The 26,266-nt window shown below is 35.1% G+C and carries 27 protein-coding genes; 12 read left to right on the forward strand and 15 right to left on the reverse strand.

What is annotated here, in order from left to right; translation table 11 throughout:
- The first annotated feature begins 160 nt into the window (after positions 1-160).
- Positions 161-463, forward strand: coding sequence for a ribosome hibernation-promoting factor, HPF/YfiA family (gene hpf, locus P178_RS0115995; protein WP_027067162.1), 303 nt, complete (start codon positions 161-163; stop codon positions 461-463).
- A 12-nt stretch (positions 464-475) separates the two neighbouring features.
- On the opposite strand, the gene P178_RS0116000 is transcribed toward hpf, so the two are convergent.
- The gene (locus P178_RS0116000) at positions 476-817 is read right to left on the reverse strand and encodes a hypothetical protein (protein ID WP_027067163.1); all 342 of its coding nucleotides are present in this window, start codon (positions 815-817) and stop codon (positions 476-478) included.
- Between the two features lie 405 nt (positions 818-1,222).
- On the opposite strand from P178_RS0116000, the gene P178_RS0116005 reads away from it, so the two are divergent.
- A complete protein-coding gene (locus P178_RS0116005) occupies positions 1,223-2,161 on the forward strand; it encodes a TerC family protein (protein WP_027067164.1) in 939 nt (312 codons plus the stop codon).
- Positions 2,162-2,173: 12 nt separating this feature from the next.
- Here P178_RS0116005 and P178_RS0116010 read toward each other — a convergent pair whose 3' ends face one another.
- The 10 genes from P178_RS0116010 to P178_RS0116055 form a co-directional block, all read right to left on the reverse strand.
- Positions 2,174-2,428, reverse strand: a complete 255-nt coding sequence (locus P178_RS0116010) for an acyl carrier protein (protein ID WP_027067165.1) — start codon at positions 2,426-2,428, stop codon at positions 2,174-2,176.
- 37 nt (positions 2,429-2,465) lie between these two features.
- Positions 2,466-3,743, reverse strand: coding sequence for a beta-ketoacyl-[acyl-carrier-protein] synthase family protein (locus P178_RS0116015; RefSeq protein WP_027067166.1), 1,278 nt, complete (start codon positions 3,741-3,743; stop codon positions 2,466-2,468).
- Positions 3,736-4,191 carry a 3-hydroxyacyl-ACP dehydratase FabZ family protein gene (locus P178_RS0116020; RefSeq protein WP_027067167.1) on the reverse strand — a complete coding sequence of 152 codons (456 nt, stop codon included), beginning with the start codon at positions 4,189-4,191 and terminating at the stop codon, positions 3,736-3,738. Before P178_RS0116020 ends, P178_RS0116015 begins: the two co-directional genes overlap by 8 nt.
- 6 nt (positions 4,192-4,197) lie before the next feature.
- Positions 4,198-4,980 carry an SDR family NAD(P)-dependent oxidoreductase gene (locus tag P178_RS0116025; RefSeq protein WP_036146995.1) on the reverse strand — a complete coding sequence of 261 codons (783 nt, stop codon included), beginning with the start codon at positions 4,978-4,980 and terminating at the stop codon, positions 4,198-4,200.
- Positions 4,981-4,998: 18 nt separating this feature from the next.
- Entirely contained in the window at positions 4,999-6,054 is a 1,056-nt protein-coding gene (locus P178_RS0116030; protein WP_027067169.1) for a type III polyketide synthase, read from the reverse strand.
- 23 nt (positions 6,055-6,077) lie between these two features.
- Positions 6,078-6,785: a methyltransferase domain-containing protein gene (locus P178_RS0116035; RefSeq protein WP_036146998.1), complete on the reverse strand. Its 708-nt coding sequence runs from the start codon at positions 6,783-6,785 to the stop codon at positions 6,078-6,080.
- Entirely contained in the window at positions 6,785-7,906 is a 1,122-nt protein-coding gene (locus P178_RS0116040) for an NAD(P)/FAD-dependent oxidoreductase (protein ID WP_027067171.1), read from the reverse strand. The genes P178_RS0116035 and P178_RS0116040 overlap by 1 nt, the downstream gene beginning before the upstream one ends.
- A gap of 82 nt (positions 7,907-7,988) precedes the next feature.
- Positions 7,989-8,681, reverse strand: a complete 693-nt coding sequence (locus P178_RS0116045; RefSeq protein ID WP_027067172.1) for an OmpA family protein — start codon at positions 8,679-8,681, stop codon at positions 7,989-7,991.
- Between the two features lie 27 nt (positions 8,682-8,708).
- Positions 8,709-9,188, reverse strand: coding sequence for a lipoprotein (locus P178_RS0116050; RefSeq protein WP_027067173.1), 480 nt, complete (start codon positions 9,186-9,188; stop codon positions 8,709-8,711).
- Between the two features lie 147 nt (positions 9,189-9,335).
- The gene (locus P178_RS0116055) at positions 9,336-11,312 is read right to left on the reverse strand and encodes a thiamine pyrophosphate-dependent enzyme (protein ID WP_027067174.1); all 1,977 of its coding nucleotides are present in this window, start codon (positions 11,310-11,312) and stop codon (positions 9,336-9,338) included.
- A 121-nt stretch (positions 11,313-11,433) separates the two neighbouring features.
- On the opposite strand from P178_RS0116055, the gene P178_RS0116060 reads away from it, so the two are divergent.
- The 6 genes from P178_RS0116060 (at position 11,434) to P178_RS0116085 (ending at position 17,552) form a co-directional block, all read left to right on the forward strand.
- Positions 11,434-12,384 carry an isopenicillin N synthase family dioxygenase gene (locus P178_RS0116060; protein ID WP_027067175.1) on the forward strand — a complete coding sequence of 317 codons (951 nt, stop codon included), beginning with the start codon at positions 11,434-11,436 and terminating at the stop codon, positions 12,382-12,384.
- 5 nt (positions 12,385-12,389) lie between these two features.
- Positions 12,390-12,719 carry a translation initiation factor gene (locus tag P178_RS0116065; RefSeq protein ID WP_027067176.1) on the forward strand — a complete coding sequence of 110 codons (330 nt, stop codon included), beginning with the start codon at positions 12,390-12,392 and terminating at the stop codon, positions 12,717-12,719.
- A 109-nt stretch (positions 12,720-12,828) separates the two neighbouring features.
- Positions 12,829-13,761 carry a DUF1835 domain-containing protein gene (locus P178_RS0116070; protein WP_027067177.1) on the forward strand — a complete coding sequence of 311 codons (933 nt, stop codon included), beginning with the start codon at positions 12,829-12,831 and terminating at the stop codon, positions 13,759-13,761.
- Position 13,762: 1 nt separating this feature from the next.
- The gene (locus P178_RS0116075; protein ID WP_027067178.1) at positions 13,763-14,629 is read left to right on the forward strand and encodes a nucleoside phosphorylase; all 867 of its coding nucleotides are present in this window, start codon (positions 13,763-13,765) and stop codon (positions 14,627-14,629) included.
- A gap of 54 nt (positions 14,630-14,683) precedes the next feature.
- On the forward strand, positions 14,684-16,720 hold the full coding sequence (gene ppk1 / locus P178_RS0116080; RefSeq protein ID WP_027067179.1) for a polyphosphate kinase 1: 2,037 nt from the start codon (positions 14,684-14,686) through the stop codon (positions 16,718-16,720).
- Positions 16,707-17,552 (forward strand): substrate-binding domain-containing protein, encoded by an 846-nt coding sequence (locus tag P178_RS0116085; RefSeq protein ID WP_027067180.1) that lies wholly within the window; start codon positions 16,707-16,709, stop codon positions 17,550-17,552. The genes ppk1 and P178_RS0116085 overlap by 14 nt, the downstream gene beginning before the upstream one ends.
- A gap of 1 nt (position 17,553) precedes the next feature.
- Here the strand turns inward: P178_RS0116085 and P178_RS0116090 are convergent, their stop codons facing one another.
- Positions 17,554-17,982, reverse strand: coding sequence for a response regulator (locus P178_RS0116090; protein ID WP_027067181.1), 429 nt, complete (start codon positions 17,980-17,982; stop codon positions 17,554-17,556).
- A gap of 78 nt (positions 17,983-18,060) precedes the next feature.
- Entirely contained in the window at positions 18,061-18,726 is a 666-nt protein-coding gene (locus tag P178_RS0116095) for a uracil-DNA glycosylase (RefSeq protein ID WP_027067182.1), read from the reverse strand.
- A 208-nt stretch (positions 18,727-18,934) separates the two neighbouring features.
- Between P178_RS0116095 and P178_RS0116100 the strand changes: the two genes are divergently transcribed.
- The 4 genes from P178_RS0116100 to P178_RS0116115 all read left to right on the forward strand — a co-directional run bounded on the left by P178_RS0116100 (position 18,935) and on the right by P178_RS0116115 (position 23,697).
- Complete coding sequence (locus P178_RS0116100; RefSeq protein ID WP_027067183.1) at positions 18,935-21,106, forward strand: endonuclease MutS2; 2,172 nt, start codon at positions 18,935-18,937, stop codon at positions 21,104-21,106.
- A 159-nt stretch (positions 21,107-21,265) separates the two neighbouring features.
- Complete coding sequence (locus P178_RS0116105; protein ID WP_027067184.1) at positions 21,266-21,670, forward strand: thiol-disulfide oxidoreductase DCC family protein; 405 nt, start codon at positions 21,266-21,268, stop codon at positions 21,668-21,670.
- A gap of 132 nt (positions 21,671-21,802) precedes the next feature.
- Complete coding sequence (locus P178_RS0116110; RefSeq protein ID WP_027067185.1) at positions 21,803-22,909, forward strand: DUF748 domain-containing protein; 1,107 nt, start codon at positions 21,803-21,805, stop codon at positions 22,907-22,909.
- The gene (locus P178_RS0116115) at positions 22,906-23,697 is read left to right on the forward strand and encodes a DUF1206 domain-containing protein (RefSeq protein WP_027067186.1); all 792 of its coding nucleotides are present in this window, start codon (positions 22,906-22,908) and stop codon (positions 23,695-23,697) included. Before P178_RS0116110 ends, P178_RS0116115 begins: the two co-directional genes overlap by 4 nt.
- 7 nt (positions 23,698-23,704) lie before the next feature.
- On the opposite strand, the gene P178_RS0116120 is transcribed toward P178_RS0116115, so the two are convergent.
- Together P178_RS0116120 and aroC are read right to left on the reverse strand one after the other, a co-directional pair.
- Positions 23,705-25,006, reverse strand: a complete 1,302-nt coding sequence (locus tag P178_RS0116120; RefSeq protein WP_027067187.1) for a dicarboxylate/amino acid:cation symporter — start codon at positions 25,004-25,006, stop codon at positions 23,705-23,707.
- Positions 25,007-25,067: 61 nt separating this feature from the next.
- Positions 25,068-26,132, reverse strand: coding sequence for a chorismate synthase (aroC, locus tag P178_RS0116125; protein ID WP_027067188.1), 1,065 nt, complete (start codon positions 26,130-26,132; stop codon positions 25,068-25,070).
- Between the last annotated feature and the right edge of the window lie 134 nt (positions 26,133-26,266).

Genomic DNA, 26,266 nt, shown 5'->3' on the forward strand with positions numbered 1-26,266 from the left:
GTTTTCGTAAGTTTAACTTAACTTTAAATTAGAGAGGCAAATGCTAACTTTATAGAAACAAAAGGATTAGCAAATCTTAATTTAAAACATATAATTTATTAAGTTTTTTTTAGTTGTAATGATTAATTGAAATGAGTACCTTAAACTAAACTTATAGCCTATGAATATCAATTTTGAATACGACGATGTTAAAGCCAGTAACAGATTAGAGATTATGGCTGCACAAAAATTAGAGAAATTATTGGACAAATTTGATTTTATAGTAAGGTCCGATGTTTTTTTCAAAAAGGAAAATACCTCTTCCCCAGATTCTGGGATGGTATGTAATATTCGCTTGAGTGCGCCAGGTCCACGCCTTTTTGCACAATCGTCTTCCGCTAGCTTTGAAGCTGCAATTGCTTCATCTGTAGAAGACCTGCAAAGGCAATTAGAAAAAAGAAAAGCAAAAATGCAGTCTCGTTAGACTGCATTTTTTTTATTGTTCAATATTTTTATCAGGTGAAATGTGATTAGCAATCACAGCTTGAACCTTTTCAGATAAAGGATTTCGTTTTAACTCTTGCAAAAGACGCCTTCTCTTTCCTTCAGATATATCAATAGAATCTAATAATTCTTTCATACGATATTGATATGCCAAACGAGCTTGTTTTAGGGCAACACGTTCATTAGCCGTCAAGACATAATCAGATTCAAATTGATTTAAAAGCATGCGCTGTTTTACCCGTACATCTGATTGCGGAGAATCTTGCGCTTGTACAGTACTAACACTCATAATAAAGCATAGCAAAACACCGCCTAATATGGTTAATTTTTTCATTTCAATAGCTTGTTCTACTTTAAAATTAAACTAAAAATTCTCAAATTACCTCAATTCTAAATTAAAAATGTACTTCATCGATCATAAATGTTCCTTTATCCAAAAAAGGCAATAATTAAAATACCACTCAATACTTACCTCAGAATTTCAATTGGTTGATTCCTAAATAATCTAAAATCCTATCAACAGATAAATGTTTTTGTTATTCCCAGTATTTACAGATTAATCTATCTTATTTTTTTCGATTAATCTTTTCCGTAAACACATCAATCAACAATCTTGTAAAGCCAGATTTTTGCATCAATCAGGTATAATAAATTATTTGGCGTAGAAGACTCGATCATTTAGAAGAATCGAAATACTTAAAGTCAATTTTTAATACCTTTGCAACTTCAAAAATTCTATATGATAGTCTGGATTGTCTTTGTTGCCTTTGTTATTGTATTTCTTGCACTAGATTTAGGTGTTTTCCATAAGAACGACCATGTGATCAAATCTAAAGAAGCAGGTATTTGGACTGCGATTTGGGTAACGATTGCATTTGCATTTAGTGGCGTCATATATTGGTTGTTCAATGCTGAAATAATTGACAACCCAACCGGACTAACACCCAATAATGCGGTATTAAAATATATTACCGGTTATTTAATTGAACTTTCCTTAAGCGTAGATAACGTATTTGTAATTGCCGTTATATTCTCATCTTTCAAAATTCCGGCATTATATCAGCATCGGGTTTTGTTCTGGGGTATTTTAGGTGCAATTGTATTTAGAGCTTTAATGATATTTTTCGGAGTTGCATTAATCACCAAGTTCGAATGGATTATTTATGTTTTTGGCGTATTCCTTTTATATACAGCATTTAATATGCTAAAAGGTGAAGATGAAAATTTTGACCCTAAGAATTCTTTTGTTTTTAAAACCATCAAGAAAATCTACCCGGTTACATCAACTATGCATGGCCACGATTTTTTCGTAAAACGAATGGGTATAAACGCCGCTACTCCCCTATTTGTAGCACTTATAGTGATTGAGTTGACCGATATTCTATTTGCCTTAGATAGCATACCTGCTATTCTAGCGATAACTGCAGATCCTTTTATAGTATTCAGTTCTAATATTCTTGCAATATTAGGATTACGTTCTATGTATTTTCTAATATCTAGAATGCTAGAGAAATTTAGATACATTAACTATAGTCTTGTCGTAATCCTTGCCTTTGTAGGTTTAAAGATGTTGTTCTCGCATTATATTCATTTACCTGAATGGGTTTCTTTAACGGTGATTTCAGTTGCTTTAATTTCAGGAATACTTGCCTCTACATTAATCAAGGATAAAGAATAGAAACCTAAACACTTACTTTTCTTTTAATTTGGCATCGATTATTGCCATCGCATCATTAACGGTTTGCATTTGATCCATGTCATCATTTTCTAGACGGATATCAAATGCATCTTCCACATCTAAAACGATATCAACTAAATTGGCAGAGTTGATGTTTAAGTTGTTCATGAAATGACTATCCTTCTCAACATCCGTAATTGCTACGTCTTCGGGAAGGTATATTTTAATGATATCCTTTAATTTTTGATATTTCTCTTCTTCCTGCATTTATAATTTAATTAAAATACCTATTAGTATATTTTTTTTATTCTTCTACAAATGCTTTAAAAATAACACAAGCATTTACATCTCCAAATCCGAAACTTGCCTTAGCTATTACTCTAGGTGCATGATTTAGCGTTTCCCTAGGCACTCTGGTTTCCGATATTAAATTAGTTATTTCTGGATGCACATCCTCACAATTTACATTTTTAAATACCACCTTTTCTTTAAACTGTAATATGGTAGCAACGCTTTCAATGCTACCCGCTGCAGCCAAGCAATGACCAACCGTGCTCTTAAAGGAATTTATATAAGGAAAATCTACGCCTGCACGCTCTAATGATTTACTCCAATTTTCAATTTCTAATCCATCCTTAGCCGTAGCTGTCAAATGTCCATTAATAACATCAATATCAGATAAATGAACACCGGCGTTTGAAACTGCATTACGAATACAGCGCTGAACCGCAATACTATTTGGTGCGGTCATAGATCCTTCACCCATTTGTCCACCACTATTAATTTCGCCCCCTAGAACTTCTGCATAAATATGTGCACCACGGTTTAAAGCACTGTCCAATGATTCTAGAACTAACGCTCCAGCACCACTACCGGGAATGAATCCACTTGCTGTAGCACTCATAGGTCTACTAGCTTTTGTTGGATTATCATTATAACCCCTTGGCAAAATACGCATGGCATCAAAACCACCCCAAACATAAGGACCACTATCACTACAGCTACCGGTCAGCATAATTTCCGCCTTCCCTTGACTAATAAGCTCATATGCCATAATAATTCCCTCAGTACCAGTAGTACAGGCTGCAGAATTCGTTGTAACCTGATTTCCACAACCTAATAATCCGCCTAAGTAAGCACTTATTCCACTTGCCATAGTTTGGATTACTGAGGTACTTCCTAATCTTCTAACATTACCTTCATCGATAAGATGTATAGCTTCCCTAAATTTATCAACGCCTAAAATTCCTGTTCCAAAGATGATTCCTCGGTCCCAAAAAGGCTCGTTAGACGTATTTTTTTTCAATCCGGCATCTTTCCATGCATCTACTCCTGCAATAACACCGTAAACAATGCCTGTAGCATTTAAACCCCTACGTTCTAATGGCGTAAAGTAATCATCTATAAGATTATCTTTTACCAATGGTTCACCAGCTACCTGACAGCCAAAACCCAGTTTCTCCAAATTAGGCTGATGACGAATTCCACTTTTACCATCTAAGAGAGATTGAGTAAAATCGGTAAGTCCTACACCATTTGGCGCACACACTCCTAAACCTGTAATTACCACGCGTCTATTCATTCGCTTCCCCTATCATGCCTGCCAATACACCTTTACAGACCAATTTATCATTTATATTATACATTTTTACTTGGCATTTTAATTTTTGAAACCGGAAGTAAACCAATTCTGAAACCACCCGAACACGCTCGCCTGGAAATACAGGCAATAAAAATTCCATTTGAGAACTACTCATTCCAATACTTAGGTTTTTCAGTTTAGTCTCTTTCCCAAAAAGAAAGATACCCAAAGACACCAACCCTATCTGCGCGCAACATTCTGTCAACAATACCCCGGGAGTAACAGGATTATTTTTAAAATGACCGCCGTAAAAATCCGAATCCGTTTTAAACAGATAACTTCCCTCAGCACCATTATTATCCACCCTTAAAATTTCATCCACGAACAGAAATGGATCTGCATAGGGCAATTCATTTAAAATCCAATCATACTCTTCGTTTCTCTTCATCAACTACTAAATTAAACTTTCCCCACCATCAACTTTTATAACGGTTCCGGTGATCCACTTAGCTTCATCGGTTGTTAATAAATACACGGCATTCGCTACATCTTCAGGCATTGTCAAACGGTTATTTGGGTTTCTTCGCAATGCATTCTCTTTAATTTGTTCGTAACCAGGTATCATGGACAAAGATTTTGTCATCGTAATACCTGCTTGAATACAATTCGCTTTTATACCAATTGGTGCAAATTCTAAAGCTATACTGCGGGTTAGCGCTTCTAAAGCCACTTTTGCAACGGACACTGCACTGTAATTTGGTAACGCCTTTGTATTTCCTTCACTAGTAAAAGATATTATTCGTGCATCTTCATTGAAAAGCTTTACAGTCGCCAAAGCTTTTGTCCAATCATATAGACTGAGCGCCATAGCATCAAATGTTATCTTGAAATCGGTATCGCTTAATGTTTGTCTATTTTCAGAAAACATAGGCTTCAAAGTACCTTTTGCAACACTGTGCACAAGTACTTTTATAGTATTACCTTCAGGTAACTGTTGTTGAATATCTGCAATAATACCCTCACGCTTATCCGCATTCAAAGCATCAACGTTCATGGCAATAACTTCATTTCCAAACGAGCGAATCTCTTGGAACGAAGCTTCAATAGCATCCATATCTGAACGTCTATCTCTATGAACAATTAATATATGATACCCATGACTTGCCAGTTTCTTTGCCGTAGCTAAACCTAAGCCACTACTACCTCCTAAAATTAAAGCCCAATGATGATTATTCATATACTTATTTTCAATTACCTACCATTCTATTAAAACGCGCTGTGCAGAGAACCCTGGACCAAAACTTAAAATTAAACCTTGTTCTCCCGCAGGAATATCTTTTTCCAGAAAGCGCTCTAAAACGTATAAAACAGTGGCGCTGCTCATATTACCATAAAGTCTTAAAACTTCTCTAGTATCGTCTATATTTTTACCCAACGCCCCAAAAAGCGATTCTACTGTTTGTACTATTTTTTTACCACCAGGATGAAATATTAAATGGTCTACTTTCTGAATATTACTACCATATTTTTCCAAAAAAGGATGTACAATATCTGCAAAATGATTAGATATCGTTTCCGGTACTGCTGGATCCAAAATCATTTTTAAACCATGGTTGGTTAAATCGAAACCCATCATCTGAGTGGCGTCCTTAAAATGATACATTTCTTCTCCAATAATTTTAGGTCCCACCGCATTTTCCTCCGATGACAATAATACACACGCCGCACCATCACCAAAAATTGCAGCGCTTACCATATTAGCCATAGAAAAGTCATTAAGCTGAAATGTTGCCGTAGGACTTTCTACCGAAACTAATGCAATACGCTTACCTGGATTGGATTTTAAGAAGTTGTGTGCATAAATAAGCCCAGATACTCCAGCAGCGCAACCCATTTCAGTTACCGGTAGCCTAACAACATCTTGACGCATGCCCAATTCATTGATTAAGTAGGCATCTAAGGAAGGAATCATAATTCCCGTACAGCTTACCGTTATAATATAGTCTATAGAGTCAGCGTCCCAACTGCTTTTATGCAAAGCGTTTCGCAATACATTTGTACCCATTCGTTTTGCTTCTCTACTATATATTTTATTCTTGTCTTCAAAAGAAGTTGTAATAAATACATCTTCCGGTGGCATAATAGAATATCTTTTATCTACTGCGGCACCTTCAAAAATCTTCACAACTTTTCTGGTAAATCGCTCTTCTTGATCACCTAACCAGAATTCTACCAAGGGAATAATATCTTTGGTATCTCTAAAGTATTTGGGTAATTCTTTGGTAACACTTATAATTCTTGTGTGATTCATAGCTATTCTTATACTTCAATCTACTACTTCTTTTTTAAAACCCATATATATCTAAAAGCCCATTTCCATCGAATGTGATGCGTGGCATTTTTGACTTGCTTAGCAAAGTCTTGAAATTCTCTCATTTTAAACGCTCTTCTAACAGATAACAATCCGTCTTTTTCTGCTATTTCCGTTTTGATAAAAAAGAAACTAAAGGCTTTAAATAAATAATAGGCAATTGGACTACGTTCCAAATCATTTATAACAACACCCATCGATGCCAGCTTTACAAACCTGTTTACAAATTGTACAACACCTTCATCCGTAAAATGGTGCAATGTTAATGTGGTCATTACTACATCGATATTCATTTGTGAAAAATTGGTAGTCAAAATATCTGCTTTTTGATATGTAATTTCGGGATAGTCTATTGAATACTTTTGTGCCAATTCCAAACTTTGACCATTTAGGTCAACACCAATTAAATGGAGTTTGATATTTCTTTTTCTACCCTCATCTGCAAGCTTTCGTAACATGGTTCCTTCTGCACAACCCATATCTAAAATCGTATACGATTCTTTAAATACAGAACTAATCATCTCAAAAACAGCATTTAAAGTTATCTTATACCCACCAAGAAGCTTATTAACCCTATTGATGTCCTTAAGTATGGTTTCTAACTCTTCAGTTGTACCAGAAAAGGTATCCATAATCTCAACTTCAGAACTTCTATGTGTAAAATCTTCCATTATGACAGCAATTCTCCATGGGTTTTAGATATAATATATTTCAATAGTTTTTTCGATTTTCCTACAGTTTTAATACCCATTGAAACTAATCTTTTATTCATTAAGATACCTTGTAATTTCCGTCCATACCATAAACGTCTACTAAATGCCTTGGTCCATAATTTAGAATAGTCTAATTCTAACTGCGGTCGATCATAATCTTCTTCTTCTACAAACCGTAAAATTAATTGAGCTGCGATCTTAGCACTATGTATAGACATTGCCATTCCATTTCCACAAAGTGGATGTATTAAGCCTGCTGTATCGCCACACATGATCATATGATTAACAACGCTTTCCTTCTGGTCAAAAGATATTTGGGCTATTGTCATTGGACGCTTAAAAATTGGCGTCGCATCTTTTAAAAAGGTTTTTAAAAATGGATTTTCTGATACAACTTGCTCATTAAAACACTGAATATCCTTATACTTTTTAAAACTCTGATAATTTGCCAAATAGCAAAAATTAACGGTACCGGACTCTGTTTTGGACAAGCCACCGTAACCTCCATTAAAATTATGTAACCCCACCAAATCATCTGGAAAATCAGCTAATTTATAATGCGCTTTTACCGCTAACCACGATTGTTTCTTTTTACTAAACTCACGGTTCAAATCCTTATCTAAAACAGAACGTTTACCATAAGCACCAATTACTATTCTTGATGTATACGATTCAGATTTAGTATTAATGGTAAAGTAGTCATTATCAAAAGCTGTAGAAATCACCTTCTCAAAATAAAAAGTAACTCCAAGCTCCACTGCCCTTTTATATAGAAGTTGATCAAAAGCATACCTACTTATTCCAAATCCGCCTAAAGGCAGTTCAGTATCTACTACAAACCCATCTTGAGTACTTATTTGAAATTGTGAAATAGGAATAGCTCCTACGGAATTAGGATTAATACCTAAACGATTCAAGTAAGGGAGCACTTCATTAGAAACATATTCTCCACATACTTTATGATGCGGATATGGATTCATTTCAATAACCGCAACATCTTGCCCTTCTAGAGCTAAATGAATAGCTGCCGTTAACCCTGCTAAACCACCACCTATAATAAGTATACCGTGTTCTTCCACTGCATGAAAGTTACACCAAAAACGAAAAAGCCCTGCAAATGCAGGGCTTTAATTTTAACTCGTTTACAAAAATAAGTTCAACTTAATTTGTCTGTGTCTTTGCTTCTTGCTTTAAAGACTCACTAGCTACTATTGCTAGTTCTACTCTTCTATTTTTTGCTTTACCTTCTTTGGTGGTGTTATCACCAACTGGTTGGGTCTCACCATACCATTTGGTATCAAAACGACTTGCATCAACTCCTTTACTAACTAAATAGTTAGTAACCGACTCGGCTCTTTGCTTAGATAGGTTCAAGTTATACTCGTCTGCACCAGCACTATCGGTATGTCCTTCAACTAAAATATTAGATTGTGGATATTCTTTAAAAATTCCAACTAACTTATCTAAAGTAGTAGCAGATGTACCTTGTACGTTCGATTTGTTGGTATCAAAATACACACCAGCATCTTCATTGAAAGTAACGTTAATACCTTCACCAACACGCTTAACTTCTGCTCCAGGAATTTCCTCTTCTATACGTTCTGCTTGGCGATCCATTCTATTACCAATGTATCCACCAGCTGCACCACCAATAGCGGCACCTAATATTGCACCAAGAGCAGTATTGTTACCACTACCAACATTGTTACCTAAGATACCGCCAATAACGGCACCACCTGATGCTCCGATTACCGCACCTTTTTGTGTTTTATTTGCATTCTTAACTGTACTACAGCTCATTACCATTGCAAGAGCGATTATGTAACTAGTTCTACGTAATATCTTTGTTTTCATATGTTTGATTTAATTTTAAGTAGGTTTTTATTTTTTACTGAATTGATATACAACATTAATAGGAGCACCTTCTACCATAACATTAGATTTTAATGTCATATTAGATTCAGTTAGGTTTTCGATGTTTAAACGATAACCAGCACCTCCAGAAATATCTTGATTTTTCTCGTTAATAAATTTGAACTGTAGTTGACTTGTGTAGTTTTCTTCACGTTCTACAACAGACCATCTAATATAACGGTCTCCACCTGTACAGAAAGTAGATTGATTAATGGTATATCTACCTGTGCTATTATTATCACGGAAGAACCACTCGCTACCTTCTAGGCATATATCTTCAACATCGTTAAATAAGACTGCTTTAACATTACCAGTGTTTCCTTCAAAAGAAACATCGTTTAATGTCCATGTACCGCTTAGCAAATTTCTTTTACCTCTTGCATCTTTAGATACTGAACATGAGGACACTAAAAGAACGATACTAATAAGCCAAATCATTTTTTTCATAAGTAAATTATTTAGGGTTTGATCTATATACGATTTATGTTAAGTTTTGGACGGTTGAAATTATAATTCCGTTCCAATAACAACGCAAAGATGCTGCTAAATAATATTATCTATTACCTCTTTTAACAATTTTGTTAACGTGTATACTTAATAATCGATTAGTTCTCTTAAGGCAGACTCAAATCTCGACTTAGCCAAATACTGTTGTTCTAGTTGAGCATTAAAAGGTATAGGGGTTTCTAAACTACCTACTCTTTTAACAGGACCATCTAAATGTTCAAAACAGTTTTCCATTACCAACGCAGAGATATCACTAGCTATACCTCCAAAAAGACTGTCTTCTTGTAATATAATTAGCTTTCCTGTCTTTTTTACAGAATCATAAATTGCAGTAATATCCAATGGTTGTAGAGTTCTTAAATCAAGTAAATCCGCACTTAAACCTTTGTTCTTTTCTAATGTTTCCAAAGCCCAATGCACACCTGCTCCATAAGTTACAATCGTTATTTGATCTCCCTGACTTAAAAGACTTGCTTTCCCTAAAGGCAATGAGTAATAATCTACAGGTACTTCTTGATATATACTTCTGTACAATCCTTTATGTTCAAAAAACATAACCGGGTTTGGATCTTCAATTGCGGTGGCAAGCAATCCTTTAGCATCATATGGAAAGGCCGGATACACCACTTTTAACCCTGGGGTTTTAGTAAACCAAGCTTCATTTGTTTGGGAATGAAAAGGACCCGCAGCTACACCACCACCACAAGGCATACGAATAACCACATCTGCTTTTTCTCCCCATCTATAAAAACTCTTTGCTAAATAATTGACTATTGGATTAAAGCCGCTACTCGCAAAATCTGCAAATTGCATTTCCATTACCGCCTTCATTCCATTTATGGATAAACCCATTGCGGCAGCTACTATTGCAGACTCACAAATGGGCGTATTTCGCACACGATCTTTTCCAAAATCTTCAACAAAGCCGTCTGTAATTTTAAAGACACCGCCATACTCCGCAACATCTTGCCCCATAATAACAAGGTTATCAAACCTTTTCATAGAAGCTCTTAATCCATCAGATATAGCATCAATTAAACGTATACTTTTAGTTTCTTTACTTGGAGTAATACCTTTATATTCAAAATTTTGATACACTTCACTTAATTCTTTACTTTCATTAGGTACAATGGAGTCTTCATTAAATGCAATTTTTAAGTTGTCATCAATTTCAGCTTGAATTTCAGCTTTGTAATTTTCAATAACCTCTTCAGAAAGCAGGTTTTCATCCAACAAATATTTGGTGAAATTTTCTAGTGGATCTTTCTCTCCCCACATATCCAAAAGATTTTGAGGTACATATTTTGTTCCGCTTGCTTCCTCATGTCCGCGCATGCGAAATGTCTTAAATTCTAATAATACAGGTCTAGGATTAGTTCTCATATCCCTAACCAACTGCGAAACTTTAGAATAGACCTCCAATATATTATTACCATCAACTATATGAGATTCCATCCCATAGCCAACACCTTTATCTGCGATGTGTTCACATTTAAACTGTTCATTGGTTGGGGTCGATAAGCCATAGCCGTTATTCTCTACACAAAACAGCACAGGTAAATCCCAAACAGAAGCAACATTTAGTGCTTCATGAAAATCACCTTCACTGGTTGCCCCTTCACCTGTAAATACAGCGGTTACCTTATTTTCTTTCTTTAACTTATGAGCTAGGGCTATACCATCGGCAACACCCAATTGTGGTCCTAAATGAGAAATCATACCTACAATCTTGAAATCTTGAGTACCAAAATGAAAGCTACGATCTCTGCCTTGGGTGAATCCGCTTGCTTTGCCCTGCCATTGTGCAAACAATCTAAACAATGGTATCTCTCTTGTAGTAAAGACACCCAAGTTTCTATGCATAGGCAAAATATACTCATCACTATCTAAAGCCGTAGTTATACCAATTGAAATAGCTTCTTGACCTATACCACTAAACCATTTAGAAATTTTACCTTGACGCAAAAGTATCAACATCTTCTCCTCTATCATACGAGGCTTAAGCATTGATTTATAAAGTTTTAACTTAACATCTTCAGCTACTGAAAAATTGGTATAGTTCATTACTACAGTTAATTTTGAGTATTAAATTATAAATGTAACAAAAATGCATATAGAAAGTATAGATTATAACAAAGCTTGTAAATCCACAATAATTATTAATTTTACATAAAATCTTTATGTTATGAGCTTAGTACCTAGTGTAGATTTATCGGATTTTCTTTCTGATGACCCAAAAAGAAAACAAAAGTTTATTGATGAAATTGGAAAAGCCTTTGAAGAAATTGGCTTTGTTGCTTTAAGCGGACATTTTCTATCGGATGAATTAGTGGATTCTTTATATGCTGAGATTAAAGACTTTTTCAATTTACCTAGCGAAGTGAAAGATGGGTACCAAATAGAAGGTATTGGAGGTCAACGTGGCTATACTTCTTTCGGAAAGGAACATGCTAAAGGTAGAAAAGAAGGTGATTTAAAGGAATTTTGGCATTTTGGCCAATATGTTGAGGATAATGATGCATTAGAAAAAGAATATCCTGCTAACGTAATGGTAAAAGAGTTGCCACAGTTTAATAAGGTTGGCAAGGAAACCTATAAGATGCTAGAAAAAACAGCCAAGTATGTTTTACGTGCATTGGCATTACATTTAAATCTAGATGAATTTTACTTTGATGAATTCATTAAAAATGGAAATTCAATATTACGCCCTATACATTACCCACCTATTACCTCTGAGCCTAAAAATGCAGTAAGAGCAGCGGCTCATGGGGACATTAACTTAATTACTCTTTTAATGGGTGCTCACGGGAAAGGACTACAAGTACAGAACCATGAAGGAGAATGGGTAGATGCAATTGCAAAGCCAGACCAGTTAATGATTAACGTAGGTGATATGTTATCTAGGTTAACAAACAATAAACTATTATCTACAATTCATCAAGTAGTTAATCCGCCAAAGGAATTGTGGGGAACTTCTAGATACTCGGTTCCATTTTTTATGCACCCTGTAAGTGAAATGCCTTTAAATTGTTTGGAGAATTGTATTGACGAAGAGCACCCTAAGTTATATACTGATATTACTGCAGGTGAATTTTTACATGAAAGATTAATTGAACTTGGGTTAATTAAAAAGTAACCAATATGGACCTTAAAGATCAATTAAAAAATTTGTTTCCAGAGCACGAACTAGAAGAGACTCCGATAGAGAACGAGCCTAAAAAATCTATTTGGCTTCAAGATGATCCTATCATTTGTAAATACGAAAAGCGAAAAGGCAAACCAATTACAATCTTAGAAGGATATACTGGCGCAGATGAAGATTTTAAGAAATTAGCGAAAGAACTGAAGACCAAATTGAGCGTAGGCGGTAGTTTTAAAGACGATAAAATTATTATCCAAGGAGATTACCGGGATAAAATCATGGCAATACTCAAAGACAAAGGCTTCTCTGTCAAACGAGTAGGCGGATAACCTTGCAAAAACGCCTTCTTTAAAAGTTCTATTTGTTTTCTGTTAAATAATTTTATAACGTTGTTATAAGTGTTATTTTTAATCTAATCAAACTAAAATCAAACCTGGTATGAGTTCTCTCTTGCACATTACCAACGGAGATGTTTTCACCGAACGCCTTCAAAAATTAAACCTAAGTGGTGATGTCATCACATGGCGCGAAATGCTATGTGAAGGACAGACATTGCCGACAGTTGGTACAGAAACATTTTGGAAAGCTCGTTTTGAGTTTCTCCATAAAAACTATAAGGTATCTAAATCATGGTTTATTGAAAAGACTTTAAAGGAATACAGGTCTTTATGTAACCATAAACAACAAGATCATATCGTGCTTTGGTTCGAGTATGATCTTTTTTGTCAAGTGAATATGCTTGCCGTTATAAGTTGGCTGCTAACACATCGAAAATATGCTCAAATATCTCTTGTATGTAGTGGAAAAGAAGATGATACAGACAAAATGTACAGTCTTAATGAGCTTACTGATGAGCAACTTTTAGACCTTTATAAGAATAAGAAAGTTTTAACCCAAGATGATGCAGAATATGCGGATTATGTTTGGCAATTATACTGTAGCAATAACCCTATTCGATTAGAAAACTTGACAGATTTTAACGATTACCAATTTGACTATTTAGGTAATGCCGTTAAATCTCATTTAAAACGTTTTCCTAGTATTAACAACGGTTTAAACGAAATGGAAAATACCATTTTGCAACTTGCACTTGACAAGAAACCGAAGTCTAAAACCGAATACATGGACATATTGCTTGAAAATCAAGGTAATCTTGGTTTTTCCAATACGCAATATGATCGCGCATTGACAAGGTTAAAACCGTTGATTACCAGTCTAAATCCTGTACGCTTATCCAAGAAAGGAAAAGAGATTTTAGAAGGAAAAACAAGTTATTACTCTTGTATTCAAGATAATGATGTGTATTTAGGAGGTGCGTTGAAATATAATTTCCTTTACAACACCACTACTAACCGAATTTTAAAATTATAGCATGCAACTAAAGCCTGCTGAGCTTATCATAAATGAAGATGGCAGTATTTACCATCTAAATTTATTACCAGAAGATATTGCAACAACTATTATAACCGTAGGAGACCCAGATAGGGTTCATCAGGTATCTCGTCATTTTGATACTATAGAGGTTAGAAAAGGTAAACGAGAATTTCATACACATACCGGTCGTTTAAACGGAAAGAGAATCTCTGTGATTTCTACCGGAATTGGCACGGACAATATAGACATTGTATTAAATGAACTTGACGCCTTAGTCAATATAGATTTTGATACTAGAGCGTTAAAAGAAAAACATACTTCGCTCAATATTATAAGAATTGGTACAAGTGGCGCCATTCAACCAGATATACCTATAGATTCTTTTCTTATTAGCAAATACTCCATTGGGTTTGACGGACTGTTACACTTCTACGAACATGATGAGATTAACCATCCTAAGATTGAAGATGAATTTATAGCTCATACTGGCTGGAGTTCTGAAAAAGCTAGACCTTATGTACTTTCCTATTCAGAAAAACTGGGTGAATTGTTTAGTGACAATCGTATACGATTAGGCTTTACAGCAACAAATACGGGATTTTACGGACCACAACAGCGCCAGTTGAGAATAAAACCAAGTCAAATGGAATTAATGGAAAAATTATCTTCATTTAATTATAATGACATACAATTAACCAATCTTGAAATGGAAACCTCGGGTATTTACGCGCTTGCCCAGATGTTAGGACACCAAGCAGTATCACTTAATTGTATTTTGGCAAACAGATCTACGGGTGAATTTTCCACTACCCCTACAGAATCTGTTGATAAGCTAATTGAATTTTGCTTGAAAAGGTTGGCTTAACAAACATTTACAATATTTTAATGTTGTACTTCTTATTTTTACTGAAACCTTAACATGAAAAAAGACAACTTGAAGCATAGAGACATTAATTGGCTCTACTTTAATGAACGTGTTTTACTTGAAGCCAAAAGCAAAGACACTCCTTTATTGGAACGCTTAAAGTTTCTGGCCATATTTTCGTCTAACCTTGATGAGTATTTTAAAGTACGTGTTTCTCAACTCCGACAAATAAAACAACTTGATAAAAAACTTCGAAAGAAGTTAATGTTTAAGGCAAATAGCACCTTAAAGCATATTCTTAATATTATCAATGAACAACAGGTACAGTTCGGAAACGTAATAGCAGCAACGTTAGCCGAATTAGAAGAGCATGATATCTATATTCGAAGCACCAGTAATTTTACTGATGTACAAAAGAAGTTTTTAGAACAATTATTTGATGAATCCATCAAAGACGCTTGCGAAGTTCACAAAGAGCATTTAGAATTAACTGATGGTGCTCTTTATTTGGCCATTTCCCACCCTGATAATGAGTATAGTATTGTTGAAATACCCATCAAAAATCAAAATAGATTTATAACCTTACCAGGCAACGGTCATCAATTTTGTTTTATAGATGATGTTATAAGGCTAAACATTAAAAAACTAATTCCAAACAAGGTCGTTGCTGATTGCTATTCCATAAAACTTTCAAGAGATGCTGAATTATATTTAGATGACGACTATTCAGATATAGAGCTTGTAGAAAAAATCTATAATTCTTTAGATAAACGTCTTTCAGGACAAGCGACACGTCTTCTTTATGATGAATCAATGCCTATTTGGCTGGTTGACTCTCTAAAGCAAGATTTCAAATTAGGTGAGGTGGATCTATCCCCCGGCGGAGCATATCATAACTTATCGGATTTTTTCTCTTTTCCTCTTCCAAAGGGAACTGAACATTTACAATATCAAGAAAAGCAGGCATTACCACATCCAGAGCTATCCTATTCAGAAAATATTTTTGACAGCATAGCTAAAAAAGACCAATTGGTACATTTTCCGTATCAAGATTTTAAAGTTGTAGAAGAATTTCTTTCTACCGCAGCTACAGACCCTCAAGTCAGCGCCATTAAAATGACAATTTATCGAATAGCAAAATCATCGTCTCTTGCAGATGCTATTTTGACTGCATTAGATAATAATAAGAAGGTTACCTTATTTGTTGAGGCACAAGCTAGATTTGATGAGGCTAATAATATTAAGTGGGGTCGCATATTTGAAGAAAAAGGTGCCAAGGTAATATTTAGCATACCACAGGTTAAGGTGCATTCTAAAATAGCCATGATTTATAGAACTGAAGGCGCTATTGAAAAACGATATGCCTATATAGGCACAGGTAATTTTAATGCAAAGACCTCTAAAATCTACTGTGATCACGGATTATTTACTGCAAACAAGAAAATTACCAAAGATTTAGGACAGGTATTCCAAGTTTTGGAACGCAAGCTAATTGTGCCAAAGCTGAAACGATTAATGGTTTCGCCATTCACCACTAGAATAACATTTCTAAACCTAATTCAAAACGAAATCAATGCCGCCTTAGAAGGCAAGAAGGCTGCTATAACGGCAAAAATGAACAGTCTTGAAGATTCTGACATGATTAAAGCGCTTTACAGGGCTGTGAATGCAGGTGTTGATGTTAGGCTTATTGTTAGAGGATTCTGTTGTTACCTCAAAGCGAACAATGACCCCAATGCGGGAATGAAAGACAATATTTTCATTACCAGCATCATAGATCGCTATTTGGAACATGGACGAATTTATCTATTTGAAAATGGTGGAAATGAACTTATGTATATTGGTTCTGCAGATTGGATGACCCGTAATCTCGATCGCCGAATCGAGGTGCTCACCCCTATTTTAGATAATGATATTTTTGAAGAGCTGAGACACATATTGAACCTTCAACTTAATGACAATCAAAAAGCGCGCGTATTGGACCTTGAAAACTCCAACCGAAAAGTCATACAAAAAGAAGGCGATAAGCCTATACGATCGCAATACGCCATTTACGATTACCTTAAAAACAAACTAGATGAAAACCGTTAAGATTATTGGAGTGCCAGAACATTTTAATCTTCCTTGGCATTTAGCTATTGAAGAAGGCGCTTTTGAAGAAAGGGGGATAAACCTAGAATGGACCGATATACCCGAAGGAACCGGTAAAATGAGCGAGCTCCTTAAAAATAAAGAGACCGACCTAGCGATTATTTTAACTGAAGGCATAGTAAAAAGTATAACCGAAGGGAATGCCGTTAAAATTGTTCAGGAATTTATAGCATCTCCGCTACTTTGGGGAATTCATGCCGATGCGAGCAGTTCTTTTACATCTCTAGAAGATTTAAAGGACACTATAGCAGCTATTAGTCGTTTTGGTAGTGGTAGTCACCTAATGTCATATGTACAGGCTACAGAAATGGGCTGGGGCACCGAAAAATTAAAATTCAATTTAATAAATAATCTAGATGGCGCTGTCGAAAGTTTGGCATCGGGTACTGCAGATTATTTTATGTGGGAGCGCTTTACAACAAAACCATTGGTAGACAACGGCACTTTTAAACACTTGGGTAATTGTCCAACACCATGGCCTTGTTTTATGATAGTTGGCACCAACGAATTTGTAACGAAAAACAACGGATTGTTAAAGCATATACTAGAAATCATCAATACGTATACCGTTGAGTTCAAGCAAATACCTAGAATAGATTCTACCTTAGCAAATAGATATCATCAAAAATTAGAAGATATACAAGAATGGCTGCAATTAACAGAATGGAGTCAGAAACAATTACCAAAAGAAACCCTGGCGAAAGTTCAAACTACGTTAAAAGAATTGAATTTAATAGACTCAATTATACCTTCATCGGATATTTTAAGATAAATTAAATTGCCGCTAAACTGTAATGCTTTTGAATTAGAGCTTTAAAAGTTTCATCAGAAAGTGGTTTCTGTGCGAAGTCTGCTATATACTTATTAGATATAGCACGCTCTTTATCCTCTTTGTTATCACTTATTGTAACAAGAACAATAGTAATTTGACTTTTCAATTTTTTAGGTACAAGTTCTTCATATGCCTTCATAAATTGCCATCCGTCCATCACTGGCATTCTAAGGTCTAACATGACCATACATGGCAATTCCAATTGTTCTTGACCTTTTCCAAGAATAAAATCAATAGCCTCTTGACCATTTAGAGCCGAATTGATATTTACATCCATATCCAATTTATTAATGAAAATGGAATGTAAAAAGTTACTTGCATCATCATCGTCTACCAACAAAATGGTGTTAAGCCTATCTAAGTTATTCATTTGAGCTGTTATTTAAGTTATTTTTCAGATCTTGGGTTGATTCAAGACCTAAATTTAAAGCGTTATTATTATCTAAACTTACCACGTGATAATTTTATTGCCTAAATCTTCTAATATTTTGTTGCAGGATGAAAAATGTTGATTATTAAACCAATATCCGCGATTGGCGCTAAGCGGTGATGGATGACCAGATAACAATAGACTGTGCTTCTTTGAATCTATAAGTTTTGCTTTCTTTTTAGCGAAGCCACCCCACAAAATAAATATGACATGCTCTTTATTCTTTGATAGAATTGAAATTACAGCGTCAGTAAAATTTTCCCATCCTTTTTTCTGGTGACTACCAGCTTCATGGGCTCTAACTGTAAGCGTAGCGTTTAAAAGTAGTACACCTTGTTTTGCCCATCTTTCTAGATTACCACTTTCTGGATATTGCTTTCCTGTATCAGATTCAATTTCTTTAAAAATGTTAATTAAGGATGGTGGATGATTTATACCATCTTTTACTGAAAAACATAGCCCATTAGCTTGATTGGGTCCATGGTAAGGATCCTGACCTATAATAACCACTTTGGTGTTCTCAAAAGAGCAATGGTTGAATGCGGCAAAAATATCCATAGCGTTTGGGTAGCAGGTATTTTCTGCATATTCTTTGTCTACGAAGTTCATTAAATCCTTAAAATAAGGTTTGTCAAATTCTTCTTTTAACTGACGCTCCCAACCTTCACTCAAATTGATATCCATAAAATTTGCATTAAACATCAAGAAATCAAAGTTAGTATTAACATAAGAACAAGTCAATCCTTTACTAAAACATCATTTCTACAACCATTAAAAGTTTTAGTCGGGGATTATCAATTGTTTTACGTTCAATAATTTGATATTCCTAAGGTGTTCGCATTTTCAAAATCTAAATGTCAATGCGTACCTTTGCAGCTTATTAAAGCATAACGTGGCTAACATACATTCCAAAACATTACAAGACTTAGAATTTCCATCTGTATTAAAACAAGTATCCGCTCGTTGTCATACAGAATTGGGTAAAGCGGTAGCATTAGAAATTGCACCTTACATAACTGAAGAAGTAATAAAAATTGAGCTGGGAAAAACAGCTGAATACCTATCCTCATTAATAAGTGAGAATCGCATACCTAACCATGGTTTTGATAGTATAAATGGCGATTTAAAGCTTTTAAAAATTGAGAATACCACACTAGAGCTGCAAGGCTTTAAAAGAATTGCCAGTATCTGCACCACGGTTGCAGAGCATCAGAAGTTTTTTAAAAAATTCAAGGAATACTACCCTCTTTTTTATGACTTTGCTTTAAAACTTGAACCAAATACTGAAATTCCGGTTTTAATAAACAATGTAATTGATCGTTTTGGTGAAGTAAAGGATAATGCCTCAGATCAGCTTTTTGGGATTAGAAGGCAAATTAATGTGGTACGTGGAAAAATTAGCCAAAGCTTTGGCTCTGCTTTAAACAACTATCAATCTTCTGATTATTTGGATGAAATTAGGGAATCTGTGGTAGAAAACAGACGTGTTTTAGCGGTAAAGGCAATGTACCGCAAAAAGGTAAAGGGTGCCGTAATGGGTACATCAAAGACCGGAAGCATTGTTTACATAGAACCCGAGGCCGCCCTAAAGTATAGTCGAGAGCTTAATAATCTAGAGTTTGAAGAGAAAGAAGAAGTACAACGTATACTTAAGCAATTAACTGCTCAAATAAGACCATTTAGAGCTCTTTTAAGAGACTATCAAGAGTTTCTCTCACAAGTTGACGTAATAGCTGCGAAAGCTAAGTACGCAGAAGATATAGACGCTCTTTTACCTAAAATTAATTCAAACAATAGACTTTTTCTTAGAGATGCCTATCATCCGCTATTGTTCTTAAACAATAAACGTAAAGGAGAAAAGACATATCCACAAACAATTGAGTTACATGATGAAAACAGGATAATAGTCATCTCCGGACCTAATGCCGGTGGTAAAAGTATTACCCTAAAGACCATAGGCTTACTTCAAGTAATGCTTCAAAGCGGTATGTTAATTCCTGTGCACGAAAGAAGTGAAGTTTGTTTCTTCAAAAAAATACTAACGGATATCGGAGACAACCAAAGTATTGAAAACCATCTAAGTACATATAGTTACCGCCTTAAGAACATGAACCAGTTCTTAAAACGATGTGACAGCAATACGCTATTCTTAATTGATGAATTTGGTACTGGTAGTGATCCGGAATTGGGTGGAGCGTTAGCAGAAGCTTTCTTAGAAGTGTTTTATGAGCGTGGATCATATGGAGTTATTACAACACACTACGCAAATTTAAAAGCCCTTGCCAATGAATTGCCTCATGTAACGAATGCCAATATGTTATTTGACGGAAAGACTTTAGAACCCACTTTTCAATTAATATTAGGGCAAGCCGGTAGCTCTTTTACTTTTGAAGTTGCACAAAAGAACGGAATCCCCTACTCGCTAATAAATAAGGCAAAGAAGAAGATAGAGCGCGGTAAGGTTCGTTTTGACGCTACAATTGCCAAACTGCAGAAAGAGCGCAGTAAAATGGCAGAAACTGGGTCTAGACTTAAAGAAGAGGAAGTTAAGGCAAGGGAAGAGAATGAGCGTTTAGAGAAATTGAATGCCAAGGTAAAATCTAAATTAGAGAATTATCAAGAGCTTTACGACCATGACCAACGTATGATTCTGTTGGGCAACAAAGTTAATGTAGCGGCGGACAAATATTTTCAAGATAACAAAAAACGCCCATTGGTTTCTGAGCTTTTAAGAATTGTAGAAACCGAAAATAGTAAGCGCAAAAAGAAAACAGCAAACGAAGCTAAAGCAGAACGAACTAAAAAAATTAAAGTAGCGCAAGAGGTTCAAAAAGAGGTTAAGGTTATTCGAGAGAAAAAGAAGGTTGAAAAGAAAAAAGCAATCTTTAAAGAAAAGAACAAGCCAAAACCTGTTTTTAAAATTGGCGATAGAGTTCGTATGCTTGATGGTAAAGCTGTAGGAAGTATAGATTCGCTTGAAAAAGGAAAAGCAATTGTCAATTATGGCATATTCACTACAAACGTTAGTGTAGACCAATTAGAAATGGTGGAAAAAAAGAAATAACACTGTAATATAGCCGTTTACAATCAATCGTATACGATTTATTCAATCTTTATACAACAAACACACTATGCTCATCTTGACATTACAGTGAAATTTAGTACTTGATTTATTATAAAAATCTTATGATTTGCCCTGCTAATAATTAAATAATTTTACAAAGTGGAATCAAATAAAAAAATTATTCTTTTTGATGGGGTTTGCAACTTATGCAACAACACTGTACAATTTGTAATCAAGCGAGATGTTAACGACATCTTTCGTTTTACTCCTTTGCAAAGTGATACCGCAAAAAAGCTATTACACGAACGAAATATTGATATTGATGATATTGATTCGATTATACTTATCGAACCAAATGTTGCCTACTACACAAAATCTACAGCTGCTTTAGAAATTGGTAAAGAACTGAAAGGGTATGATGGGCTATCTGTTATTTTACTATGGCTACCAGAGTCTTTTAGAAATATCGTATACAATTATGTTGCCAAGAATAGATATAAATGGTACGGTAAAAAAGAGTCATGCATGATACCTACCCAAGAATTAAAGAACAAATTCATTTAATTCTTAAAAATTATAATTGCCACAACTACTTTTAATCTGAATAGATATTCTTTTACCTCTAATCATTTCTTGAACTGATATTCTTAAATCTATCGCTTAACTTCTCAATGTTTGATTAAAACATTGAAAATCATGAGTAAAGTAAAACGGAAGCGATATAAGAAAAAGAGATACTTTGTACCTATTACCATCGTAATTTTACTTATAGTAATTCGCCTTTCCCTACCCTTCTTTATTAAGAATTATGTAAACAAAGTTCTAGCAGATATTCCTGGATATTATGGTCAAGTTAAAGATATCGACTTATCAATCATCCGAGGTGCGTACACTATTCATGGTATGTATCTAAATACCGTAAACGCAAATACAGAAATTCCTTTCTTAGACTTTAAACAAACGGATATCTCTATTGAATGGAATGCGCTATTTCATGGTAGAATAGTTAGTGAGATAGAAATGCTAGAGCCCACAATAATCTATGTTTTTGAAGATCAACAACAAGATACTACAGGACAAGCTAATACAGAAGACTGGTCTAAAGCACTTACTAATTTAGTGCCTATTGATATTAACCGTTTAACCATTGAGAATGGAAAGTTTGCTTTTTTACAATTACAGGCAGATCCCAATATAGATTTAAATCTATCAAATGTTCAACTTACCGCGTCAAACCTTAGAAATGTCATTGAAAAAACAAGGACGTTACCTTCCAATATACAAGCAACAGCCACTTCAATCGGTAACGGCAATGTTGTATTAAAGGGTGATATGAATCTAGTAAAGGAGATACCCGACATAGATATAACCTTTAGTTTAGAAAATGCTAACGCAAAAGCTCTAAATGATTTCACCAATTACTATGCTGGTATTGATTTTGACGAAGGTTCTTTTGATCTTTTTGGCGAGCTTGCTATTGCCGATGGGTATTTAAAGGGTTCGTTTAAGCCCATTCTTAAAAACGCCAAGCTTATTGGTAAAGAAGATGGGTTTCTAAAAACGCTTTGGGAAGGATTTGTAGGCTTCTTTAAGTTCGTACTAAAAAATCATAAACAAGATACCTTGGCTACTAAAATACCTATTGAAGGTGACCTGAATAGTGTAAAAACAAAAGTTTGGCCTACTGTTACGCGAATATTTAGAAATGCCTGGATCAAAGCTTATAAGGGAGTTATAGATGATGATTTAAATTACCAAGACGCAACTGAAGGAGCCGATAAGCTTAAAGAGAAAAGACCATGAACAATAAATTGAAAAAAATTGCCTTTATAGGTTATATCGCAAAAGGTGTAGTTTATTCCATTACCGGAATATTAACCTTTTTAACAACTATTAATATGGGAGGTCAAAAAGCAGGGAAATTGTCTACCATAGACTATTTAGAAGAACAAAATTTTGGTGCCGCTATTGTAATTTTATTAGGGCTTGGATTACTATGTTATGCTTTATGGCGATTACTGCAAGGCATTTTAGATCCAGAGGATATGGGTTCTAAACCCAAAATCATTGCAAAACGAATTGGTTTTACCATTAGCGGAATTATATATGCAGCGTTAGGATTATTCGCTATAATTGACGCTTTGGATATTGGTATGTTTTCTGGTAATGGAAATTCTAAAGAATCCATATTTACCGGTACTAGCGGTTCAGTATCACTTGTAATTATTGGTATCGGCTTGGGCTTAAAAGGTGGATATCAGTTTATCAAAGCCTACAAAGGAGACTTTCTTAAAAAGTTTAAAATACAATCAATTTCATCTATTAATAAGAGAAAATATATTAAAAGAATTGGTTATGCCGGACTGATTTCCAGAGGAATCGTTACGAGCATTGTTTCCTATTTTTTTATAACAGCCGGTATAAACCTAAGAGGAACAACCTCTCAAAAACTGAAGGGCACTTCTGAAGCCTTCTCATTTATACAAGAGCAAGTCTATGGCAGATGGTTATTAGGCATCGTTGCCTTAGGTTTAGTTTGTTACGGATTGTTCATGTTCAGCACTGCTGCATATCGTAAATACAAATATTGAGATAAGATTACTTTTTATAATTATCGTCCCAGTTTTTAACTTTTGGTTCGTGTAGTTTATCTACAGATTTAGCAACCATCATAGAAACGGCGGCATCTCCAGAAACATTGATTACCGTTCTACACATATCCAATGGTCTATCAACTGCAAATATCAAAGCTAATCCGGCTTCCGGTATACCTGCCTGTGCAAGTACAATAACTAGCATGACCATACCAGCTCCTGGCACAGCGGCACTTCCTATAGAAGCTAAAGTAGCCGTTACAATAATTCCTAATTGTGCAGACAAACTTAAATCCATTCCAAATGCTTGTGCAATGAAAACAGCGGCAATAGCCTGATAAAGGCTTGTACCATCCATATTTATGGTTGCTCCTATTGGCAAGACAAAACTTGTCACTTCTTCATCTACACCTAAATGCTCTTCTACCCTTTCCATAGTTACAGGTAAGGTAGCAGCACTTGAACTTGTTGAAAATGCGAGCAATTGAGCTGGCGACATTCCCTTCATAAATTTATTTGGAGATGTTTTCGTAAATACCCAAACCAATAATAAATAAACTCCCAGCATTAGCGAGAGTCCTAATAATACACAGAAAGCGTACCAAGCCAAAGCCTTAAATAAGTCTAAACTTGGCGATTCTACTACTAATGCTGCTAATAAAGCGAATACTCCAAAAGGTGCAGCCAACATTATCAAATCAATCATCTTCAAAATAACTTCATTGAATCCATCAAAAAACTTTTTAACGGGTGTAGCTTGTTCTTCAGGTATAAGTATTAAACCGATGCCAAAAAATATTGCAAAGAAAATAACCTGCAACATATTACCATTATCTGAAGCTGCTTTAAATATATTACTTGGCACCAAATCTTCTAATGCTTGTAATGGTCCTGCTTCTCTCTGCTTTTCTGCCTGAGTTTTAATAGCATCAGCATCACCTTTATAATTATCGACTAGTTCTGTTCTGGTCGCTTCTGTTATAGATGCACCAGGTTTAACAATATTTACAACCCCCAACCCTATAGTTACGGCAATAACTGTTGTTGCTATGTATATTCCTATGGTACGCCCACCCATTTGGGAAAGCTTGGAGATATCTTTTAAATCTGAAACCCCTTTTATTAGGGAACCTAAGATAAGCGGTACTGCTATAAGCTTTAAAGAGTTGATGAAAATGTTACCAAATGGTTTAATCCAATCTGAAATAAATTGCGGTCCCCATTCTAACTGAACCATGGCCAAAGCGAATAAAACCCCTACCAACATTCCTATTAGAATTTGCCAATGCAACTCAAGCTTCCTCATATATAAATTAGTTTAGGGAAGTAAGATAGTATTTTGCTTGGAAAAGTGCTAAAAACGCAACCTATAATTTAATGGTGCGGTTAATTAGGGTATAGTCTGCCAAAACCAAGGCGGTCATAGCTTCTACTATAGGTACAGCTCTTGGAACCACACAAGGGTCATGTCTTCCCTTACCCTGTGTCTGAACCATATTACCCTCTTTATCAATAGTTTCATACCCTTGAATGACTGTAGCTACTGGCTTAAAAGCTACGTTGAAATAGATATCCATACCATTGCTTATTCCTCCTTGAATACCGCCACTATAGTTGGTTTTTGTAGAGCCATCACTATTAAATTGATCATTGTGTTCGCTGCCTTTCATCTTAACACCTTCAAAACCACTACCATATTCAAAGCCTTTAACCGCATTTATAGATAGCATTGCCTTACCTAATTCTGCATGAAGCTTATCGAATACAGGTTCTCCTAAACCAATCGGTACATTTTTTGCGACACAGGTGATAATCCCACCTATTGTATCGCCTTCTTTTTTGATAGATTTTATATATTCTTCCATCTTTGCAGCCATTTCAACATCAGGACAACGAACTGCATTAGATTCGGTTAACGATAAATCAAGTTCTGTATAGTGTTTACCTAAATTCATATCTCCTACTTGAGATACAAATGCTTGTATTTCTATTCCTTTTAAAAATTGTTTCGCAATAGCTCCTGCCACCACTCTACTTGCTGTTTCCCTTGCCGAGCTTCTGCCTCCGCCACGGTAATCTCTAAAACCATATTTTTGATCATACACATAATCGGCATGAGATGGTCTATACGAATCTTTTATATGTCCGTAATCTTTAGATTTTTGATTTGTATTATGAATAGCAAAGCCAATTGGTGTACCCGTCGTTTTACTTTCAAAGATGCCCGAATAAAATTCTACTTCATCTGGTTCTTTTCTTTGGGTTACAATAGCAGATTGTCCTGGTTTACGACGGTTTAAATCGTTTTGTATCGCATCAAAATCTATTTCAATTTCAGACGGACAGCCATCTATAACACCTCCAATTGCTTTTCCGTGGGACTCTCCATAAGTGCTTACCCTAAATATATTTCCAAAGGTATTTCCGGCCATAATAAATACGTTCTAATTTATGCTTAACGATTGTAAAGCATACAAGTTCAAAGTCATCAAAGATAAATGTTAAATGCTTTAAAGAAAAATTTAAAAAACGCATAATATTAGCTTAACCTTAGTCACTTAGCGTA

It is taken from the genome of Maribacter sp. Hel_I_7, from assembly GCF_000688315.1.
Lineage (GTDB): Bacteria > Bacteroidota > Bacteroidia > Flavobacteriales > Flavobacteriaceae > Maribacter > Maribacter stanieri.

Excerpts from the sequence above, each read along its gene's own strand:
- hpf (WP_027067162.1), top strand. The coding sequence starts at position 161 with ATGAATATCAATTTTGAATACGACGATGTTAAAGCCAGTAACAGATTA.
- P178_RS0116050 (WP_027067173.1), bottom strand. The coding sequence starts at position 9,188 with ATGAAAAAAATGATTTGGCTTATTAGTATCGTTCTTTTAGTGTCCTCA.
- P178_RS0116030 (WP_027067169.1), bottom strand. The coding sequence starts at position 6,054 with ATGAATCACACAAGAATTATAAGTGTTACCAAAGAATTACCCAAATAC.
- aroC (WP_027067188.1), bottom strand. The coding sequence starts at position 26,132 with ATGGCCGGAAATACCTTTGGAAATATATTTAGGGTAAGCACTTATGGA.
- P178_RS0116110 (WP_027067185.1), top strand. The coding sequence starts at position 21,803 with ATGAGTAAAGTAAAACGGAAGCGATATAAGAAAAAGAGATACTTTGTA.
- P178_RS0116120 (WP_027067187.1), bottom strand. The coding sequence starts at position 25,006 with ATGAGGAAGCTTGAGTTGCATTGGCAAATTCTAATAGGAATGTTGGTA.
- P178_RS0116000 (WP_027067163.1), bottom strand. The coding sequence starts at position 817 with ATGAAAAAATTAACCATATTAGGCGGTGTTTTGCTATGCTTTATTATG.
- P178_RS0116020 (WP_027067167.1), bottom strand. The coding sequence starts at position 4,191 with ATGAAGAGAAACGAAGAGTATGATTGGATTTTAAATGAATTGCCCTAT.
- P178_RS0116075 (WP_027067178.1), top strand. The coding sequence starts at position 13,763 with ATGCAACTAAAGCCTGCTGAGCTTATCATAAATGAAGATGGCAGTATT.
- P178_RS0116085 (WP_027067180.1), top strand. The coding sequence starts at position 16,707 with ATGAAAACCGTTAAGATTATTGGAGTGCCAGAACATTTTAATCTTCCT.
- P178_RS0116055 (WP_027067174.1), bottom strand. The coding sequence starts at position 11,312 with ATGAACTATACCAATTTTTCAGTAGCTGAAGATGTTAAGTTAAAACTT.
- ppk1 (WP_027067179.1), top strand. The coding sequence starts at position 14,684 with ATGAAAAAAGACAACTTGAAGCATAGAGACATTAATTGGCTCTACTTT.
- P178_RS0116010 (WP_027067165.1), bottom strand. The coding sequence starts at position 2,428 with ATGCAGGAAGAAGAGAAATATCAAAAATTAAAGGATATCATTAAAATA.
- P178_RS0116060 (WP_027067175.1), top strand. The coding sequence starts at position 11,434 with ATGAGCTTAGTACCTAGTGTAGATTTATCGGATTTTCTTTCTGATGAC.
- P178_RS0116045 (WP_027067172.1), bottom strand. The coding sequence starts at position 8,681 with ATGAAAACAAAGATATTACGTAGAACTAGTTACATAATCGCTCTTGCA.
- P178_RS0116065 (WP_027067176.1), top strand. The coding sequence starts at position 12,390 with ATGGACCTTAAAGATCAATTAAAAAATTTGTTTCCAGAGCACGAACTA.
- P178_RS0116015 (WP_027067166.1), bottom strand. The coding sequence starts at position 3,743 with ATGAATAGACGCGTGGTAATTACAGGTTTAGGAGTGTGTGCGCCAAAT.
- P178_RS0116090 (WP_027067181.1), bottom strand. The coding sequence starts at position 17,982 with ATGAATAACTTAGATAGGCTTAACACCATTTTGTTGGTAGACGATGAT.
- P178_RS0116070 (WP_027067177.1), top strand. The coding sequence starts at position 12,829 with ATGAGTTCTCTCTTGCACATTACCAACGGAGATGTTTTCACCGAACGC.
- P178_RS0116115 (WP_027067186.1), top strand. The coding sequence starts at position 22,906 with ATGAACAATAAATTGAAAAAAATTGCCTTTATAGGTTATATCGCAAAA.
- P178_RS0116095 (WP_027067182.1), bottom strand. The coding sequence starts at position 18,726 with ATGGATATCAATTTGAGTGAAGGTTGGGAGCGTCAGTTAAAAGAAGAA.
- P178_RS0116035 (WP_036146998.1), bottom strand. The coding sequence starts at position 6,785 with ATGGAAGATTTTACACATAGAAGTTCTGAAGTTGAGATTATGGATACC.
- P178_RS0116025 (WP_036146995.1), bottom strand. The coding sequence starts at position 4,980 with ATGAATAATCATCATTGGGCTTTAATTTTAGGAGGTAGTAGTGGCTTA.
- P178_RS0116005 (WP_027067164.1), top strand. The coding sequence starts at position 1,223 with ATGATAGTCTGGATTGTCTTTGTTGCCTTTGTTATTGTATTTCTTGCA.